A 16,277-nucleotide genomic window follows, 5' to 3' on the forward strand; every position below is an offset into this window, starting at 1 on the left:
GCCCGCGTCAGCGAGCGGTCGGTCGTGGCGCCGCTCCCCCACCCATCCCGCCGACCCATCCCCGCCGACCCATCCCCGTCGATGCATCCCCGTAAATGCAGAGATGGGTGCAGGTCTCGGTCGGTGCGGCCGCCCGGAGCTGCACTCATCTCTGCACCCACGGTGTCGTACGTGGGTCCGTCGGGGCGAGCCGACCACAGCCCGCGTCGGCGGGCGGTCGTCCACAGGTGTCGTGTCCGGGCGGTCGCGTGGCGCCGGGGTGGGCCAAGGTCGTCGGATGGTGCGGACGATTCCCGACGAGGTGGTGCGGCTGGCGGACGTGCAGGGCGGGATGCTGACGCGCGCGCAGCTTCGTGCCGCCGGCATGGGCGACGAGGCGGTCCGCAACCGCCTGTGCGACCTCTGGCGACAGGTGCTGCCGGGTGTCGTGCTCCTGTCGCGCGGGCCGCTCGATGCGGTCAGACGAGCCGTCGCCGCCCAGCTGTTCGCCGGTCCGGAGTCGCTGGTGAGCGGAGCGGCGGGTGCCCGGCTGCACGGACTCGGCAACGCCGGCTCGTCGCAGACCGTGACCGTGCTGGTCCCCGCGCACCAGTCGAGCCGCCGGGCCGGCTTCGCGCACGTCCAGCGCACGCATCGGATGCCGTCCGCGAGACGGCAGATCGACGGGGTCCGGGTCGTGCTGCCCGCGAGAGCAGTTGCCGACGCGTGTCGACTCCACCCGGACGTGCGCTACGCCAAGGCGCTCGTGATCGAGGCCGTCCAGCGGAAGGTCACCGGCGTCACCAGGCTGTGCGACGAGCTCTTCAGCGGACCACGTCGCGGCTCGGCGACCTTGCGCGCGGCGATCGCCGTCGCCGCGACCGGGGCGTGGTCCGTCGCCGAGCACGACCTGCTCCGGGTCGTGCAGCGCAGCACCGTGCTCCCGCGCCCGTGGCTCAACCCCGTCGTCACCGCCGCTGACGGCTCGCCGCTGCCGACGCCCGACCTCTGGTTCGACGACGTCGGGCTGGCCGTCCAGGTGCAGTCGCACGCGTACCACGCGGCAGGCGAACGCTGGACCGAGACGATCCGCGCCGACAGCGCGCTCGGCGAGGCAGGGGTGGTCCGCGTCGCCGTGACCCCGTCCGAGATCCGCGACTCTCCCGACGACGTCCTGCGTCGCATCGAGCGCGTGTACCTCCAGCGGTCCCCCGCCACCCGCCCTCCGGTCAAGGCCGTCGAACGCCGCCCGACCTGACCCACCCCTCCGACCGCGCTCCGCGCGCCAGAGCACGCACACGCCGCCGCCCATCCGGGATCAGCGCAGACATGGGTGCAGATCTCGGCGGGCCGACCCGCCCCGACCTGCACCCATCCCTGCACCCACCTGGGTGCCGCGATCGAGGCGGGACGGGACGAACGCGGCCCTCGGAAGCGCGCGTGCCGGATGCAGGGACCGGACGCAGCGATCAGTGCAGAGATGGATGCAGGCCTCAGCGGGTCGACCCGGCCGGACCTGCATCCATCTCTGCACTCACCCGGATGCCCCGAGGGAGCAGAACGGAGCGCGCGCCGCGAGGCTCAGCGGCGAGCTGCGCTCCCGATGCCTGGCGAGCGCCGCGCCGAGCCGCTGGGATCGGTGCAGGGATGGGTGCGGGTCGAGACGGGGGTCGCCGGGACGTGTGGTCCGGTGGGATCAGTGCAGGGATGGGTGCAGGTCTCGGCGGGCCGACCCGGCCGGACCTGCATCCATTTCTGCACTCAGCCAGATGCGACGAGCGAGTGCCGGGCCGGCCGGGAGCGTGCGGGCCCTGAAGCTCGGCGGCGAGTCGGCCGCCGCTCGACGCGGATGACGCACCGTGCAGCGGCTCGGTGCCGAGTCACCGGGATCAGTGCAGGGATGGGTGCAGGTCTCGGCGGGCCGACCCGGCCGGACCTGCATCCATCTCTGCACTCAGCCAGATGTGACGAGCGAGTGCCGGGCCGGCCGGGAGCGTGCGGGCCCTGAAGCTCGACGGCGAGTCCGCCGCCGCTCGACGCGGTTGGCGCACCGCGCGGCGGCTTGGTGCCGAGTCACCAGGATCAGTGCAGGGATGGGTGCAGGTCTCGGCGGGTCGGGCCCGCGAGAGCTGCATCGATTGCTGCCGCCATGGGGCGGGCCATGGGGCGGGCCATGGGGGCGCGCCCCGGGGCGGGCCGCAGGGGTGTGGGTGGCGGGTGGGTGGGTGGGTAGGGTCGGGGGGTGGGTTTGGTGCGGATCGCGGCGGCGCAGGTTGATGCGTGCGTGGGTGACCTCGAGGGGAACGCCCGCGTCGTGCTCGAGTGGACGCGGAGGGCCGCGGATGCGGGCGCGGACCTCGTCGTGTTCCCGGAGATGACGCTCACGGGGTACCCGATCGAGGACCTGGCGCTGCGGGCGTCGTTCCGACGCGCGGCGCAGAGCACGCTCGAGAAGCTCGCCGTCGACCTGGACGCCGCGGGCCTCGGGGAGGTCGCGGTGCTGGTCGGATGCGTCGGCGAGCGCGCGGCGCACCGGCGCCGGCAACCGGAGACGGCAGACGGGGCGGCGACGGACGGGGCCGACGACGCAGCGACCGACGGGGTCGTCGAGGGGGGCGCGGGCAGCGAGCGGTTGCCGGACGCCGAGCTCGTCGGCGACGTCGTCGCAGGACGGCCCGAGGCACGCGATGCGGCGCGACCCACCAACGAGGCGGTGCTGCTGCGCGGGGGGCGCGTCGAGACTCGCTATGCCAAGCACCACCTGCCGAACTACGGGGTGTTCGACGAGTTCCGGATCTTCGCGCCGGGTGACGAGATCTGCGTGCTCGACGTGGCGGGACGCCGGGTCGGGGTCGTGATCTGCGAGGACATCTGGCAGGACGGCGGGCCTGTCTCGTTGATGGACGAGAACGAGGTCGCGTGCCTCGTCGTGCTCAACGGGTCGCCGTTCGAGGAGGGCAAGGGCCATGTGCGGGCGCAGCTCGCGGCGCGGCGGGCCGCGGAGGTCGACGCCCCGGTGGTGTACGTCAACCTCGTCGGCGGGCAGGACGACCTCGTGTTCGACGGGGGCTCGTTCGTCGTGGACCGCGACGGGACGCTGCTCGCGTCGGCGCCGCAGTTCGTTGAGCACCTGCTGGTCTGGGACCTGGCCGCGCAGGGCGAGCCGCAGCGGCCCGGACCGCGCGCGGCGCCGCTGCACCCGGACGAGGAGACCTACCGCGCCATCGTCACGGGCCTGGCGGGGTACGTGCGCAAGAACGGGTTCACGTCGGTCACGCTCGGCCTGTCGGGGGGTATCGACTCGGCGCTCACGGCGGCGATCGCGGCAGACGCGATCGGCGGCGAGCACGTCGTCGGGGTCTCGATGCCGTCGCGGTACTCGTCGGAGCACAGCAAGGACGACGCGGCGGACCTTGCCGCGCGGCTCGGGGCGGACTACCGCGTGCAGCCGATCGGCGCGGTCGTCGAGGCGTTCCAGGGCGAGCTCGCGCTCGACGGGGTCGCCGAGGAGAACCTGCAGGCGCGCGTGCGCGGCGTGATCCTCATGGGCATCTCGAACCGCGAGGGCCACCTGGTGATCGCGCCGGGCAACAAGTCGGAGCTGGCGACCGGCTACGCGACGATCTACGACGCGGGCAGCATCGGCGGGTTCGCGCCGCTCAAGGACGTCGACAAGTCCCGGGTCTGGGCGCTCGCACGGTGGCGCAACGACCACGCACGCGACCGCGGCGAGATCCCACCGATCCCGGAGTCGTCAATCACGAAGCCGCCCAGCGCCGAGCTGCGGCCGGGCCAGACCGACCAGGACTCGCTGCCGCCGTACGCGCTGCTCGACGAGGTGCTGGACTCGTACGTCGAGCACGCCGAGGGGCGCGCGGAGCTGCTCGCCCGCGGGTTCGCACCCGAGGTCGTCGACCGCGTCCTGCAGCTCGTCGACCGGGCGGAGTGGAAGCGGCGGCAGTACCCGCTGGGTCCGAAGGTCACCGCGCTCGCGTTCGGGCGCGATCGTCGCCTACCGGTCACCTCCCGCTGGCGCGAACCGTGACCTGCACGAACGCTGAGCACGACGACAGTTCACTGCACGACGACACAGCCAGGGAGCCCCGATGACCGAGCAGCCCAAGCGGGTGCGCGTGCACCACCTCCTCGCCGCCAAGCAGCGCGGCGAGCGGCTGACCATGCTCACGGCCTACGACGCGGTGACGGCGCGCATCTTCGACGAGGCCGGCGTCGACATGCTGCTGGTCGGCGACTCGATCGGCAACACGATGCACGGCCACGCCACGACGCTGCCGGTGACGGTGGAGGACATGATCCCGGCGGCCCGTGCCGTCGCCGGGGCCGCGCGACGCGCGTTCGTCGTCGTCGACCTGCCGTTCGGCTCGTACGAGGCCTCTGCGCAGCAGGCGCTCGAGACGGGCGTGCGGATCATGAAGACCACGGGCGCGGACGCGGTCAAGCTCGAGGGCGGCCGTCGCAGCGCGGCGCAGATCCGGGCGCTGACCGAGGCGGGCATCCCGGTCGTCGGGCACCTCGGGTACACGCCGCAGTCGGAGAACCTGCTGGGCGGCCCGCGGGTGCAGGGACGCGGGGACAACGAGGCCGAGCGGATCAGCGAGGACGCGATGGCGGTCGCTGAGGCCGGTGCGGTCGCGGTCGTGCTCGAGATGGTGCCGGCGCCCGTCGCGGCGCGCGTGACCGAGATCGTCGCGATCCCGACGATCGGCATCGGCGCGGGCGCAGAGTGTGACGGCCAGGTGCTCGTCTGGGTGGACATGGCCGGCATGGGCGACTGGTCGCCGCGGTTCGCCAAGCGGTTCGGCGAGGTGGGTGCGGCTCTGCGCGCGGCCGCGGTGGCGTACGTCGACGAGGTCCGCGGCGGGACGTTCCCCGACGACGAGCACAGCTTCCTGGCCTGAGCGCCGGGCGGCGGCCGCCGCGCCCAGGGTCGCCCAGGGTCAGCGACGCTCCTCGTCCTCCTTGTCCCATGCCTGCGTGCGCGCGCGGGCCGTGTCGAGCGCGTGCTGCGCGGCCTCGCGTGACGGATAGGGACCCATCACCTTGCTCCAGTCGCTGCGGCGACCTTCCTCGACCTCGTGCGTCTCGGTGTTGAACCAGAACTCAGCCATCGACCCGTCCCTCCGCTGTTCGGCGCGAACGGGGTCGCACCGGTGCGGTCCGTAGAATGCCAGGCATGTCGCCCGTCCGCTCCGCTCTCGTCCCGGGCACCATCAGCCCTCGTCGCGCCGTCCCCGCCACCATCGCGCGGCCTGAGTACGTCGGCAAGCCGGGCCCGGCGGACTACCGCGGCCCGGACGTGTTCGACGACGAGACGATCGAGCGGATCCGGGTCGCCGCGCGGATCGCGGCGCAGGCGCTCGCGGAGGTCGGCCGGCACGTCGCGCCGGGCGTGACGACGGACCGGCTCGACGAGATCGGTCACGAGTTCCTGCTCGAGCACGGCGCGTACCCCTCGACGCTCGGCTACCGCGGCTTCCCGAAGTCGCTGTGCACCAGCGTCAACGAGGTCATCTGCCACGGCATCCCCGACTCGACCGTGGTCGAGGACGGCGACATCGTCAACATCGACATCACGGCGTTCGTCGGCGGCGTGCACGGCGACAACAACGCGACGTTCCTCGCGGGTGACGTCGACGAGGAGTCACGCCTGCTCGTCGAGCGCACGAAGGAGTCGCTGGACCGCGCGATCAAGGCCGTCCGCCCGGGCCGCGAGATCAACGTGATCGGCCGCGTGATCGAGAAGTACGCGGCGCGCTTCGGGTACGGCGTCGTGCGCGACTACACCGGTCACGGCGTGGGGCCGGCGTTCCACACGGGGCTCGTCGTGCCGCACTACGACTCCGCGCCGATGTACGACCGGCTCATCGAGCCCGGGATGGTGTTCACCATCGAGCCGATGCTGAACCTCGGAACTCCTGATTGGATCGTCTGGGACGACGACTGGACCGTCCTGACGGCCGACGGCCGCCGCAGTGCGCAGTTCGAGCACACCCTGCTGGTCACCGACGACGGAGCGGAGATCCTGACACTGCCATGAGCCACCACCAGAAGCACTCCCACAAGCACGACATCGCGTTCGGCATCGACATCGGCGGGTCCGGCATCAAGGGGGCGCCGGTCGACCTGCGCACCGGCGAGTTCGCCGCTGACCGGCGACGCATCCCGACGCCGCAGCCCGCGACGCCCGACGCGGTGGCGGACACGGTCGCCGAGATCGTCGACTCCTTCCACCTCGACAGCCACGCGCCGATCGGTGTCACGTTCCCCGCGGTGATGCTGCACGGCGTCGCGCAGTCGGCCGCGAACGTCGACGACTCGTGGATCGGCACCGACGCGCAACGGCTGTTCTCCGCGAGGACCGGTCGCTCGGTCCTCGCGGTCAACGACGCCGATGCGGCCGGCTACGCCGAGGCGGTGTACGGCGCGGCCAAGGACGTCGACGGGGTCGTGCTCGTCGTGACGCTCGGCACCGGCATCGGCTCGGCGCTGATCGTCGACGGGCGCCTGGTGCCCAACACCGAGCTCGGTCACCTCGAGATCGACGGCTTCGACGCGGAGTCGCGCGCCGCCGACTCCGCCCGGGACCGCGAAGGGCTCGACTGGGAGCAGTGGGCGCAGCGTCTGCAGCGCTACTTCTCGGTCGTCGAGAAGTTGTTTTGGCCCGACCTGATCGTCGTCGGCGGCGGCGTGAGCAAGCACCACGAGAGCTTCCTGCCGCTGCTCGACCTGCGCGCGCGCATCGTCCCGGCCGGGTTGCTCAACGCGGCGGGCATCGTCGGTGCGGCCGCGCTCGCGGCGGACGACGAGGACGACGACGACTGACGTCGCCGGCGCACCGTCGGACGCACGGCGCCGGCTCGACGAGGTCGCGCCGGGCGTGCTCGTCGCGACGAGCGAGGTCTACCGCACCACGAGCACGGTGCTCGTCGGCGACGACGGCGCGTGCCTGCTGGTGGACCCGGGGGTCACGGCGCAGGAGGTCGAGGGTCTGGTCGCCGCCGTCGCCGCGCGCGGTCTACGGCCGCTCGCCGTCTGGTCGACCCACGCGCACTGGGACCACCGGCTCGACTCCCCCGCCCTGTCGCACCTCCCGCGCTGGGGAGCGGTCGAACGCGGCGACGATCTGCGCGCGCTGACGATGCAGCGGGACGCCGACGACGAGCTCGCACGCGTGCTCGCACACCGACCGGACGACGACCCGGCGCCGATCGGTCCCGGCCCGAGCGTGCTCCCGCGCCGGCCGGACGGCCTGCTCGACTGGCCCGGACCCGCCGTGCGCGTGCTGGTCCACCGCGCGCACGCATCCGGTCACACCGCGCTGTTCCTGCCGGGGTGCGGCGCGCTCGTCGCGGGCGACATGCTCTCCGACGACGAGGTGCCGCTGCTCGACCCGGCGGCGACGGACCCCGTCACCGACCACCGAGTGGCGCTCGATGCGTTCGCGGCCCTCGGCGCCCGGCTCGTCGTGCCCGGCCACGGCACGGTCGGGCACGACGTGCCGGCCCGGATCGCGGCGGACCGGCGCTACCTCGACGGCCTCACGGACCCGGCACCCGCACCGGACGTCCGGCTGCGCGCGCCGTGGCTCGTCGCGGCCGACGCCGAGCAACGCGCACTCGTCGCCCGCCACCGCTGAGCACCGCCCGTGACGTCGTCGCGAGGAACGCGGCGGACCGTCGCCGCCTGGTCGGGCCGGCGGCGCCCGCGCGTCGGCACACACACGACCTGCACGAACACCCCGCACGACCGCCCCCGCACGTCGCCCGCGGGACGCGTCCGACGTGCTGGGCTGGGCTCGTGCTTCTGCGCCGACGCCCGACAGGTCCGACGCCTGCCGATCGCGGGCTCACGGTCGTCGAGGAGCGGATCGACCTGTGGGCGCACCGGCGCCTGGCCGGTCCCCCGCGCGGACGGCTGCGAGCGGGCCTCGTCGAGCTCACGGTGTTCGTGCTCAAACAAGGCTGGGCGTGCCTGTTCGGCGGGCTGCTGCTCGGCGCGATCCTCGCGGCGCGACTCTGGTACCCGGACGACGCCGCACTTGCCCGCAACGACCTGCTCACGCTCGTCGCGGTCGCGTTGCAGGTCATGATGATCGCGACCCGCCTCGAGACGCCCGCCGAGCTGCGCGTCGTGCTGCTGTTCCACCTCACGGGCACGGTGATGGAGCTGTTCAAGACCGACGTCGGCTCGTGGACCTACGCGGCCGACGGGGTGCTCCGCGTCGGCGCGGTGCCGCTGTTCTCGGGCTTCATGTACGCCGCCGTCGGCTCCTACCTCGTGCGCGTGATGCGCATCTTCGACCTGCGGTTCGACCGCTACCCGCGGCAGTGGGTGTGCGCGACGCTCGCGGCGGCGATCTACCTGAACTTCTTCGCGCACCACTTCGTGGCGGACCTGCGCTGGGTCCTGCTCGCCGCGGTGGCCGTGGTGTACGGCCGCTGCATGATGCACTTCCGCGTGCACACAGACGTGCGCCGGATGCCCGTGCTGCTCGCGTTCACGCTGGTCGCGGGCGCGATCTGGGTCGCCGAGAACGTCGGCACGCTGACGGGCACCTGGCTCTACCCGGACCAGGCCGACGGCTGGCACCTGGTGTCGGCGCACAAGCTCGTCGCCTGGTTCCTGCTCATCCAGATCTCCGTCGCGCTCGTCACGTGGGTCCACCCGCCCCAGCGCCCGCTGCGCTCGCATCCGGCCGGTGCCTAGGGTTCGCTGGGCGTAGGAACGTCACGACGACGACGAGGACGAGAGATGACGGACACCCGCGAGACCGAGCTGCTGGCCCACGTGCCCGACGGGCTGTTCATCGGCGGGCGGTGGCGCGCCGCGCAGGACGGCGACGAGCTGGCGGTCGAGGACCCCGCGACGGGCGAGGTGGTCAAGCGGATCGCGAGCGCGACCGTCGCCGACGGCGTCGCCGCGCTCGACGCCGCCGTCGAGGCCTTCCCCGCCTGGGCCGTCACCCCCGCCCGGGAGCGTGCCGAGATCCTTCGTCGGGCGTTCGACCTGCTGCAGGAGCGCAAGGAGGACATCGCGCTGCTCATGACGATCGAGATGGGAAAACCGCTGACGGAGGCGCGCGGCGAGGTCGCGTACGGCGGCGAGTTCCTGCGCTGGTTCAGCGAGGCGGCCGCGCACCTGCAGGGCCGCTACGGGCCGAACCCCGAGGGCACCGGCCGCATGATCGTCACGCAGCACCCGGTTGGGCCGTGCTTCCTCATCACGCCGTGGAACTTCCCGCTCGCGATGGCGACGCGCAAGATCGCGCCCGCGCTCGCGGCCGGCTGCACGGTCGTCGTGAAGCCAGCATCCCTCACACCGCTGACGACGCTCGCGTTCGCGCGCATCCTCGAGGACGCCGGCGTTCCCCCGGGTGTCGTCAACGTCGTCACGACGAGCTCGTCGGGTCCGGTGTCCGAGGCGATCATCCGCGACCCGCGGCTGCGCAAGCTGTCGTTCACGGGGTCGACACAGGTGGGCCGGCTGCTGCTCGAGCAGGCCGCGCACGGGGTGCTGCGCACGTCGATGGAGCTGGGCGGCAACGCGCCGTTCGTCGTGTTCGACGACGCGGACCTGGACCGGGCCGTGGACGGCGCGATGGCGGCGAAGTTCCGCAACATCGGCCAGGCGTGCACGGCCGCCAACCGGTTCCTCGTGCATCGCCCCGTGGCCGACGAGTTCGCCCGCCGGGTCACCGAGCGCGTGCGGGCCCTGCGCACCGGCCGCGGGACGCTGGACGGCGTGACGATCGGCCCGCTGATCGACGATCGCGCGGTGCGCAAGACAGGCGAGCTCGTCGACGACGCCGTGCGGCGCGGTGCGACCCTGCGCACCGGCGGCGCGCCGGTGGACGGACCCGGCACCTTCTACGCCGCGACGGTGCTCAGCGACGTGCGGCCCGGCTCCGCGATCCTGGCCGAGGAGATCTTCGGTCCCGTGCTCGCGATCGTGCCGTTCGACGACGAGGACGAGGCCGTGCGCCTCGCGAACGACACCGAGTACGGCCTGGTCTCCTACGTCTACACGCAGTCCCTCGCGCGCGGCCAGCGCATGATCGAGCGGCTCGAGACCGGGATGATGGGCCTCAACGTCGGCGTGGTCTCCAACGCCGCCGCGCCGTTCGGCGGCTGGAAGCTCTCGGGACTCGGCCGCGAGGGTGGCGCCGAGGGCATCCACGAGTACCTCCAGACGAAGTACACGCTCACCGCGGACCCCTTCGCGTAGCGGCCCACGACCGCGGCCGGGCGCGTCCTCGCCGCCGCACCGCGCGCGACAGCCCTGAGGGCGGATGAGTCAGCCGATACGCCGGGTTCTGTTCTCGTGCGCGGTCACCCCCGCACGAGCGACGGCCATCCATCTACGACGTACGTTGCCGCACGCCTCCAGCGGCCTACCCGGGAGCTCGGGCGGGCAGCCCTCGAACGCTCCCTGTCTGGCCTTGCTCCGGGTGGGGTTTACCTAGCCGCACCGGTCACCCGGCACGCTGGTGGTCTCTTGCACCACCGTTTCACCCTTACCCCGCGCCTCGGGCGAACCCGTGACGCGTGGCGGTCTGTTCTCTGTGGCACTTTCCCGCGGGTCACCCCGGGTGGGTGTTACCCACCACCCTGCCCTACGGAGCCCGGACGTTCCTCGGCGGACCCGTGGGTCCGACGCGGCCGCCTGGCTGACTCATCCGCACCCCGGAGTCTAGGCCCGACGCGCACGTCCCCACGAACGACTGCTCCCGACCCGCCGCCCGGCTCGCCGAGGAGCTGGCCGGTCCGTAGGCCGACCGTACGCGGGCCCCGACGCACCCGCGGCTCTACAGTCGTGCGGTGCTCGTCCTGCTGCCCCCGTCCGAGGGGAAGACCGCGCCCCGCCGCGGCACGCCCGTCGATCTCGACGCGCTGTCGTCGCCCGCCCTGAACCCGGTGCGGGCCAAGGTGCTCGACGCGCTCGTCGAGGTCTCGGCACGCCACGACGCGACCGACCTGCTGCACGTGTCGCCGGGCCTGTCCGACGAGGTGGCCCGCAACCTCACGCTGCGTGCGGCGCCTGCCGCCCCGGCGCGGGCGGTCTACACGGGCGTGCTCTACGGCGCGGCGGGCCTGGGCTCGCTGACGCCCGCGGGGCGCCGCCGCGCGCAGGAGTCGGTGCGGATCTTCTCCGCGCTGTGGGGCGTTCTGACGCCGGAGGACGTCGTGCCGGCCTACCGGCTCTCGGGCGGCGTCGACCTGCCCGGCGTCGGCCCGCTCGCGGCCCTGTGGCGCACCGAGCTCGGCGCCGTGCTCGACGAGGCCGCCTCGGGCACGCTCGTCGTGGACGCCCGCTCGGCCGACTACGCGGCGATGTGGCGGCCGCCGGCGGACGCGGACTGGGTCACGGTGCGCGTCGAGCGCGACGTCGACGGCCGGCGCTCGGTGGTCTCGCACCACGCCAAGCACGCCCGCGGCGTCCTCACCCGGCACCTGCTGGCGCGACGCGCCCGGCCCCCGCGCGACGCGCGCGGGCTCGCCGCGGCGGCCGCCGAGCTCGTCGGGGTCGAGCTGATCGGCGTCGAGCTCGGCGCCGTGCCGGCACGCGGGCCGCGCCCGCTCACGCTCGTCGTGGCATGAGCCCGTCGCGGCGTCGACGCCGGCCCTGGTGGCTGCTCGCCGCCGCCGCCGTCGTGGCCGCGCCTGTCACCGGCGCGCTGCCTGCCGACGACGCTCGGGCGCTGCTCGAGCGCACCGGCCCGGTGCTGCTGTTCGTCGCGGGCCTGACGGTCGTCGCGGAGCTGTGCGCCGGGGCGGGACTGTTCGCCACGGCCGCTGCCGCCGCGGCGCGCGCGGCCCGGGGCCACCGCGCGCTCCTGTGGGGCGCCGTGGTGCTCCTGGCCACGGCGTGCACGGCGGTGCTCTCGCTCGACACGACCGCGGTGCTGCTCACGCCCGTCGTGATCGCGCTCGCGCGGCGCACGCACGCCCCGCCGCTGCCCTTCGCGCTCGCCGTCGTCGCGCTGTCCAACACGGCGTCGCTGGTGCTGCCGGTCTCGAACCTCACGAACCTGCTGGCGACCCACGAGCTCGACGCCGCGGGCGTGAGCTACCTGGGCCTCATGTGGGCTCCGGCGCTCGCGGCGATCGTCGTGACGGTCGTCGTGCTCGCGGTGCGCGACCGGCACGCGCTGCGCGGCACGTACACGACCGTTCCCGCGACGGCGGCGCCCGATCCGCTCGTGCTGCGGCTCACCGCGGCGACGGTCGCGGTGATGGCGGTCGCGTTCGTCGTCGGCACGCCGCCCGCGCTCGCCGCCGGCGTGGCCGCGGTGCTGCTCGTCGTCGTGCAGCGCGTGCGACGACGACCGTGGCCCGTACCGCCCGCGGACATGGTGCCGTGGCGCACCCTGCTCGTCGTGGCCGCGCTGTTCGTCACGGTCGCCACGGCGCACGCGCACGGCATGGGCGACGTGCTCGCCGCGGCGGCCGGCGACGGGACCGACCCCCTCGCGCTGCTGCGGCTGGCGGTCGTGGGCGCGCTCGCGTCGAACGCCGTCAACAACCTGCCCGCCTTCCTCGCGCTCGACCCGGCGGCCGGCGGCGACCCGCTGCGGATCGCGGCGCTGCTGATCGGCACGGGCGTCGCGCCGCTCGTGACGCCCTGGGGGTCGCTCGCGACCGTGCTGTGGTGGCAGCGCTGCCGCCAGGTACTCCTGGACGTCCCGGCACGCACGATCGTGCGTCAGGGGCTGCTGCTCGCGCCGCTCGCGCTGCTGGCGGCCGTGGCCGCGCTCGTCGGGACGTCCTGACGGTCAGGACCAGCCCTCGCTGGGGGCTCCCGCCACCGCGATCTCGTGCCGCCGGTCGGCGAACAGACGCACGATGCTCACGGACGCGGGCGCGACGCGCAGCTGGCTCCACGAGCCGGGGTTGGCGCCCATCGCGACGCCGAGCGCCGCCCGGATGGCGACAGCGTGCGACACCACGACGACCGTGCGCCCGCGCTCGGACTCGAGCAGCTCGTCGTACACCCGCGTGAGGCGCACGCCGACGTCGACGATCGACTCGCCGTCCGGCGGCCGCACGTCGGCGCGCGTGTGCCAGGGTTCGAGCTGCCCGGGCCAGCGCGCCTCGATCTGCTCGGCCGTCAGGCCCTGCCACTGCCCGAAGTCGGCCTCCTTGACGAGCTCGTGCGTGCGCACGGGCAGGCCGAGCCGCTCGGCGATGATGGCCGCGGTCTGCTGCGTGCGGACCATGGGCGAGGCCAGCACCTCGCTCGGGTAGGCGATGTCCCCCCACAGGTCGCGGCCCACCCGCTCGACGAGTGCCGCCGCGGCCATCGCCTGCCGGTGGCCGTCGTCGTTGAGCGGCGGGCCGGGCTCGCCGGAGCCGGAGTACCCGCGCGAGACCGTCATCGCGGTCTCGCCGTGCCGCACGAGCACGACGGTGACGGGGTGCTCGTCGTCGAACCGCGGGCCCGTCCCCGACGGTCGCGGCGCGCGACCCGTGCCGGGGTCGGACGCGGACACGGGGGTGGCGGTGCGCGGGTCGGCGTCAGTCACGAGAGCAGCGTGCTCGCCCCGCGCGCGGTCCGCCAGCCGAGGTCACTCGCCCTCGGGCAGCCGCACCAGGATCCGGCCGCACTCCTCGCACCGCACGACCGCGTCCTCGTGCTTGGCCTTGATGCCGTCCAGGTCGAGCGGGTTGAGCTCGAGCCGGCAGCCCTCGCAGCGTCGCCCGCGCAGCGCCGCGGCGCCCGTGCCGAGCTGGCCGCGCAGCTTGTCGTAGAGCGTGACGAGCCCGGCGTCCAGGCCGGCCGCGGCTGCGGCGCGCTCGGCCGCGACCTGCGCCGCCTCGGCGTCGACCTGCGCGAACGTCGCGTCCCGCTGCGCCTCGACCTCGCTGCGCTGCTCGACGAGCGCGGTGTGCGCCGCGGTGACCTCGGTGAGCGCGGCCTCGTGCGCCTCGAGCCGCTCCATGACCTCGAGCTCGACCTCCTCGAGGTCACCCTGCCGCTTGGCCAGGCTCCCGAGCTCGTGCTGCAGCGCCTGCAGGTCCTTGGCGCTGCCCTGGCCGCTGTCGAGCCGGTTCTGGTCGCGCGTCGCACGATCCCGCACCTGCTGCACGTCGGCCTCGGCCTTGGTGAGCTCGCGACGCAGGTCCGCGACCGCGGTCTGGGAGGTCACGAGCGCGGTGTGCAGGTCCACGAGCTGGGTCTCGAGCTCGGCGATCCGCGCGAGCTCCGGCAGCGTGCTACGCCGGTGCGCGAGCTGGGACAGGCGCGTGTCGAGCGCCTGCACGTCGAGGAGTCGTCGCTGGTCCGCAACGGGGGCGTTCGGCACGTGGGTCCTTCCGGCACGCGCCCCGAAGGGCGGTGGCTGCTGGTCGAGCGGCGGTGTTCAGCTGTCGGTCGCGTGTCAGTCGCGGCGCGCGACCCGACCGGTCCACGGGTCGGTACGTCGCACGCTCACGCGCGTCTCCACCGTAGTGCCCTGCGCGCCGAGGTCCGCCTCGAGCGCGCGCGCCGCCGCGTCGAGCCACGGCCACTCGGACGCGAAGTGCGCGAGGTCGACGAGGTAGGGCGTGGCCGGACGGCCGTCGCGGACGCCCTCGAACTCGGCGCGTTCGCGCAGCTCGGAGACCGGGTGGTGGCGCAGGTCGGCCGTGACGTAGGCGTCGACGCCGCTGTCGCGCACCGCGTCGAAGAAGCCGTCGCCCGATCCGCCGACCACGGCGACCCGCTCGACGCGCGCCTCCGGGTCCCCCGCGAACCGCACACCCTGCTCGGTCGCCGGGGTCGCGTCCGCCGCGCGCTGCGCGAGCCCGCGCAACGTCGTCGGCTCCGCAAGCCGCCCCACCCTTCCCGTGCCGGTCGGCGCGCCGGGTACGGCCGGGACCAACGGCGCGAGGTCGACGAGACCGAGCACCTGCGCCAGGGCGTCCGCCACTCCGTCGTTCGCCGCGTCCGCGTTGGTGTGCGCGGCGAACAGCCCGCAGCCGGCGCGCACCAGCCGGTGCACGAGCGCGCCCTTGAAGGTCGTCGCCGCCACCGAGTGCACACCGCGCAGCAGCAGCGGGTGGTGCGTCACGACGAGGTCGGCGTCCCACGCGAGCGCCTCGTCGACCACGTCCGCGACGGGGTCGACCGCGAACAGGACGCGGTGCACCGGCGCCTGCGGGTCGCCCGCGACGAGGCCGACCGCGTCCCAGGACTCGGCGCTCCCCGGCGGGTAGCGGTTCTCGAGGATGCGGACGACGTCGGCCAGGCGGGGTGCGCTCACGGTCCGCACGCTACCGGCGTGTGCCGGGTGCGGGCGCCCGCGTACGGGGGAGACTGTGCCGTCCGGTCCGGCGGCGCACGAGCAGTCCGCCCGACGAGCCGGCGAGACGACAGGAGCAGCCATGGAGCAGGCCGACGAGACGCTCACCGTGACGGTGCTCGGCACAGGGATCATGGGCGCGGCGATGGCCCGCAACCTCGCCCGCGCGGGGCTGCACGTCGTGGCCTGGAACCGCACCCGGGCCACGGCGGAACCGCTCGCGGCCGACGGCGTCACCGTGGCCGACTCCCCCGCAGCGGCGGTCCGGGAGGCCGAGGTCGTCGTGACGATGCTGCACGACGGCGCGGCCGTGCTCGAGACGATGCGCTCGGCGTCCGGGGGCCTGCGCGCCGGGACCGTCTGGCTGCAGTCGACGACCGTCGGCCTCGACGCGCTCGAGCCGATCGCCACGTTCGCCCGCGAGCACGGCCTGGTGCTCGTGGACGCACCGGTGCTCGGCACACGTCAGCCCGCCGAGTCGGGCACGCTGACGGTCCTCGCGGCGGGCCCGGCCCAGGTCCGCGACTTCGTCGGCCCCGTGCTCGCGGCAGTCGGCAGCCGGACCGTGTGGACCGGCGAGGACGCGGAGGCGGGCACGGCCACGCGCCTCAAGCTCGTCGCGAACTCCTGGGTGCTCGCGGTCAACAACGCGGTGGGAGAGACCGTCGCGCTGGCGGCCTCGCTCGGCGTCGCGCCCGCGACCTTCCTGGAGACCGTCGCGGGCGGGCCGCTCGACATGGGCTACCTGCGCGCAAAGGCCGCGCTGATCGTCGAGGACCGGCTCTCCCCGCCGAGCTTCGCCGCGACGACCGCGGCGAAGGACGCCCACCTGATCGTCGCCGCGGGCGCCGCGCACGGCGTGCGGCTGGACGGGCTGGAGGCGGCCGCCGCCCGGCTCGACCGCGTCGCAGCCGAGCACGGTCGCGAGGACATGGCCGCGGCGTTCCACGCGAGCCGCGACACCGACTGACCCCGCAGCCCCAGGCGCTGCGCCAGG

At 74.2% G+C, this 16,277-nt stretch carries 15 protein-coding genes and 1 other RNA gene; 11 read left to right on the forward strand and 5 right to left on the reverse strand.

The features are described from left to right. Positions 1-277 precede the first annotated feature (277 nt). The 3 genes from CCO02nite_RS06640 to panB all read left to right on the forward strand — a co-directional run bounded on the left by CCO02nite_RS06640 (position 278) and on the right by panB (position 4,898). On the forward strand, positions 278-1,237 hold the full coding sequence (locus tag CCO02nite_RS06640; RefSeq protein ID WP_146842360.1) for a hypothetical protein: 960 nt from the start codon (positions 278-280) through the stop codon (positions 1,235-1,237). 984 nt (positions 1,238-2,221) lie between these two features. Continuing rightward, the gene (locus CCO02nite_RS06645; RefSeq protein ID WP_281284577.1) at positions 2,222-4,024 is read left to right on the forward strand and encodes an NAD+ synthase; all 1,803 of its coding nucleotides are present in this window, start codon (positions 2,222-2,224) and stop codon (positions 4,022-4,024) included. Positions 4,025-4,085: 61 nt separating this feature from the next. After that, positions 4,086-4,898: a 3-methyl-2-oxobutanoate hydroxymethyltransferase gene (gene panB, locus CCO02nite_RS06650; RefSeq protein ID WP_146842361.1), complete on the forward strand. Its 813-nt coding sequence runs from the start codon at positions 4,086-4,088 to the stop codon at positions 4,896-4,898. A gap of 39 nt (positions 4,899-4,937) precedes the next feature. Here panB and CCO02nite_RS06655 read toward each other — a convergent pair whose 3' ends face one another. Beyond that, positions 4,938-5,108 (reverse strand): SPOR domain-containing protein, encoded by a 171-nt coding sequence (locus CCO02nite_RS06655; RefSeq protein ID WP_146842362.1) that lies wholly within the window; start codon positions 5,106-5,108, stop codon positions 4,938-4,940. A 65-nt stretch (positions 5,109-5,173) separates the two neighbouring features. Between CCO02nite_RS06655 and map the strand changes: the two genes are divergently transcribed. The 5 genes from map to CCO02nite_RS06680 all read left to right on the forward strand — a co-directional run bounded on the left by map (position 5,174) and on the right by CCO02nite_RS06680 (position 10,224). Then, on the forward strand, positions 5,174-6,037 hold the full coding sequence (map, locus tag CCO02nite_RS06660) for a type I methionyl aminopeptidase (RefSeq protein ID WP_186812602.1): 864 nt from the start codon (positions 5,174-5,176) through the stop codon (positions 6,035-6,037). After that, positions 6,034-6,822 carry a polyphosphate--glucose phosphotransferase gene (gene ppgK, locus CCO02nite_RS06665; protein ID WP_146842364.1) on the forward strand — a complete coding sequence of 263 codons (789 nt, stop codon included), beginning with the start codon at positions 6,034-6,036 and terminating at the stop codon, positions 6,820-6,822. Before map ends, ppgK begins: the two co-directional genes overlap by 4 nt. Beyond that, the gene (locus CCO02nite_RS06670; protein ID WP_146842365.1) at positions 6,779-7,636 is read left to right on the forward strand and encodes an MBL fold metallo-hydrolase; all 858 of its coding nucleotides are present in this window, start codon (positions 6,779-6,781) and stop codon (positions 7,634-7,636) included. The genes ppgK and CCO02nite_RS06670 overlap by 44 nt, the downstream gene beginning before the upstream one ends. 161 nt (positions 7,637-7,797) lie before the next feature. Then, positions 7,798-8,706, forward strand: coding sequence for a DUF817 domain-containing protein (locus tag CCO02nite_RS06675; protein ID WP_307724038.1), 909 nt, complete (start codon positions 7,798-7,800; stop codon positions 8,704-8,706). Positions 8,707-8,751: 45 nt separating this feature from the next. Further along, positions 8,752-10,224, forward strand: a complete 1,473-nt coding sequence (locus CCO02nite_RS06680) for an NAD-dependent succinate-semialdehyde dehydrogenase (protein ID WP_146842366.1) — start codon at positions 8,752-8,754, stop codon at positions 10,222-10,224. 61 nt (positions 10,225-10,285) lie between these two features. On the opposite strand, the gene rnpB is transcribed toward CCO02nite_RS06680, so the two are convergent. Next, positions 10,286-10,674: RNase P RNA component class A (gene rnpB, locus CCO02nite_RS06685), an RNA gene on the reverse strand. 143 nt (positions 10,675-10,817) lie between these two features. Between rnpB and CCO02nite_RS06690 the strand changes: the two genes are divergently transcribed. Then, positions 10,818-11,597, forward strand: coding sequence for a YaaA family protein (locus CCO02nite_RS06690; protein ID WP_146842367.1), 780 nt, complete (start codon positions 10,818-10,820; stop codon positions 11,595-11,597). Then, on the forward strand, positions 11,594-12,769 hold the full coding sequence (locus CCO02nite_RS06695; protein ID WP_146842368.1) for an SLC13 family permease: 1,176 nt from the start codon (positions 11,594-11,596) through the stop codon (positions 12,767-12,769). The genes CCO02nite_RS06690 and CCO02nite_RS06695 overlap by 4 nt, the downstream gene beginning before the upstream one ends. Before the next feature lie 3 nt (positions 12,770-12,772). Here the strand turns inward: CCO02nite_RS06695 and CCO02nite_RS06700 are convergent, their stop codons facing one another. From CCO02nite_RS06700 to CCO02nite_RS06710, 3 genes are all read right to left on the reverse strand, one after another. Continuing rightward, positions 12,773-13,522 carry a histidine phosphatase family protein gene (locus CCO02nite_RS06700; protein ID WP_146842369.1) on the reverse strand — a complete coding sequence of 250 codons (750 nt, stop codon included), beginning with the start codon at positions 13,520-13,522 and terminating at the stop codon, positions 12,773-12,775. A 42-nt stretch (positions 13,523-13,564) separates the two neighbouring features. Further along, positions 13,565-14,302, reverse strand: coding sequence for a zinc ribbon domain-containing protein (locus tag CCO02nite_RS06705; RefSeq protein ID WP_146842370.1), 738 nt, complete (start codon positions 14,300-14,302; stop codon positions 13,565-13,567). 75 nt (positions 14,303-14,377) lie between these two features. Then, positions 14,378-15,241 (reverse strand): Nif3-like dinuclear metal center hexameric protein, encoded by an 864-nt coding sequence (locus tag CCO02nite_RS06710; protein ID WP_246117401.1) that lies wholly within the window; start codon positions 15,239-15,241, stop codon positions 14,378-14,380. A gap of 121 nt (positions 15,242-15,362) precedes the next feature. Here CCO02nite_RS06710 and CCO02nite_RS06715 point away from each other — a divergent pair, with 121 nt between their 5' ends. Continuing rightward, positions 15,363-16,250 carry an NAD(P)-dependent oxidoreductase gene (locus CCO02nite_RS06715; protein WP_146842372.1) on the forward strand — a complete coding sequence of 296 codons (888 nt, stop codon included), beginning with the start codon at positions 15,363-15,365 and terminating at the stop codon, positions 16,248-16,250. Positions 16,251-16,277: the final 27 nt, after the last annotated feature.

This window comes from Cellulomonas composti, assembly GCF_007990245.1.
In the GTDB taxonomy this organism is placed as follows: domain Bacteria; phylum Actinomycetota; class Actinomycetes; order Actinomycetales; family Cellulomonadaceae; genus Cellulomonas; species Cellulomonas composti.

What these genes read in the sequence shown, in the direction of transcription:
- CCO02nite_RS06640 (WP_146842360.1), top strand. Translation starts at nt 278, where the DNA reads ATGGTGCGGACGATTCCCGACGAGGTGGTGCGGCTGGCGGACGTGCAG.
- panB (WP_146842361.1), top strand. Translation starts at nt 4,086, where the DNA reads ATGACCGAGCAGCCCAAGCGGGTGCGCGTGCACCACCTCCTCGCCGCC.
- CCO02nite_RS06655 (WP_146842362.1), bottom strand. Translation starts at nt 5,108, where the DNA reads ATGGCTGAGTTCTGGTTCAACACCGAGACGCACGAGGTCGAGGAAGGT.
- map (WP_186812602.1), top strand. Translation starts at nt 5,174, where the DNA reads ATGTCGCCCGTCCGCTCCGCTCTCGTCCCGGGCACCATCAGCCCTCGT.
- ppgK (WP_146842364.1), top strand. Translation starts at nt 6,034, where the DNA reads ATGAGCCACCACCAGAAGCACTCCCACAAGCACGACATCGCGTTCGGC.
- CCO02nite_RS06680 (WP_146842366.1), top strand. Translation starts at nt 8,752, where the DNA reads ATGACGGACACCCGCGAGACCGAGCTGCTGGCCCACGTGCCCGACGGG.
- CCO02nite_RS06695 (WP_146842368.1), top strand. Translation starts at nt 11,594, where the DNA reads ATGAGCCCGTCGCGGCGTCGACGCCGGCCCTGGTGGCTGCTCGCCGCC.
- CCO02nite_RS06715 (WP_146842372.1), top strand. Translation starts at nt 15,363, where the DNA reads ATGGAGCAGGCCGACGAGACGCTCACCGTGACGGTGCTCGGCACAGGG.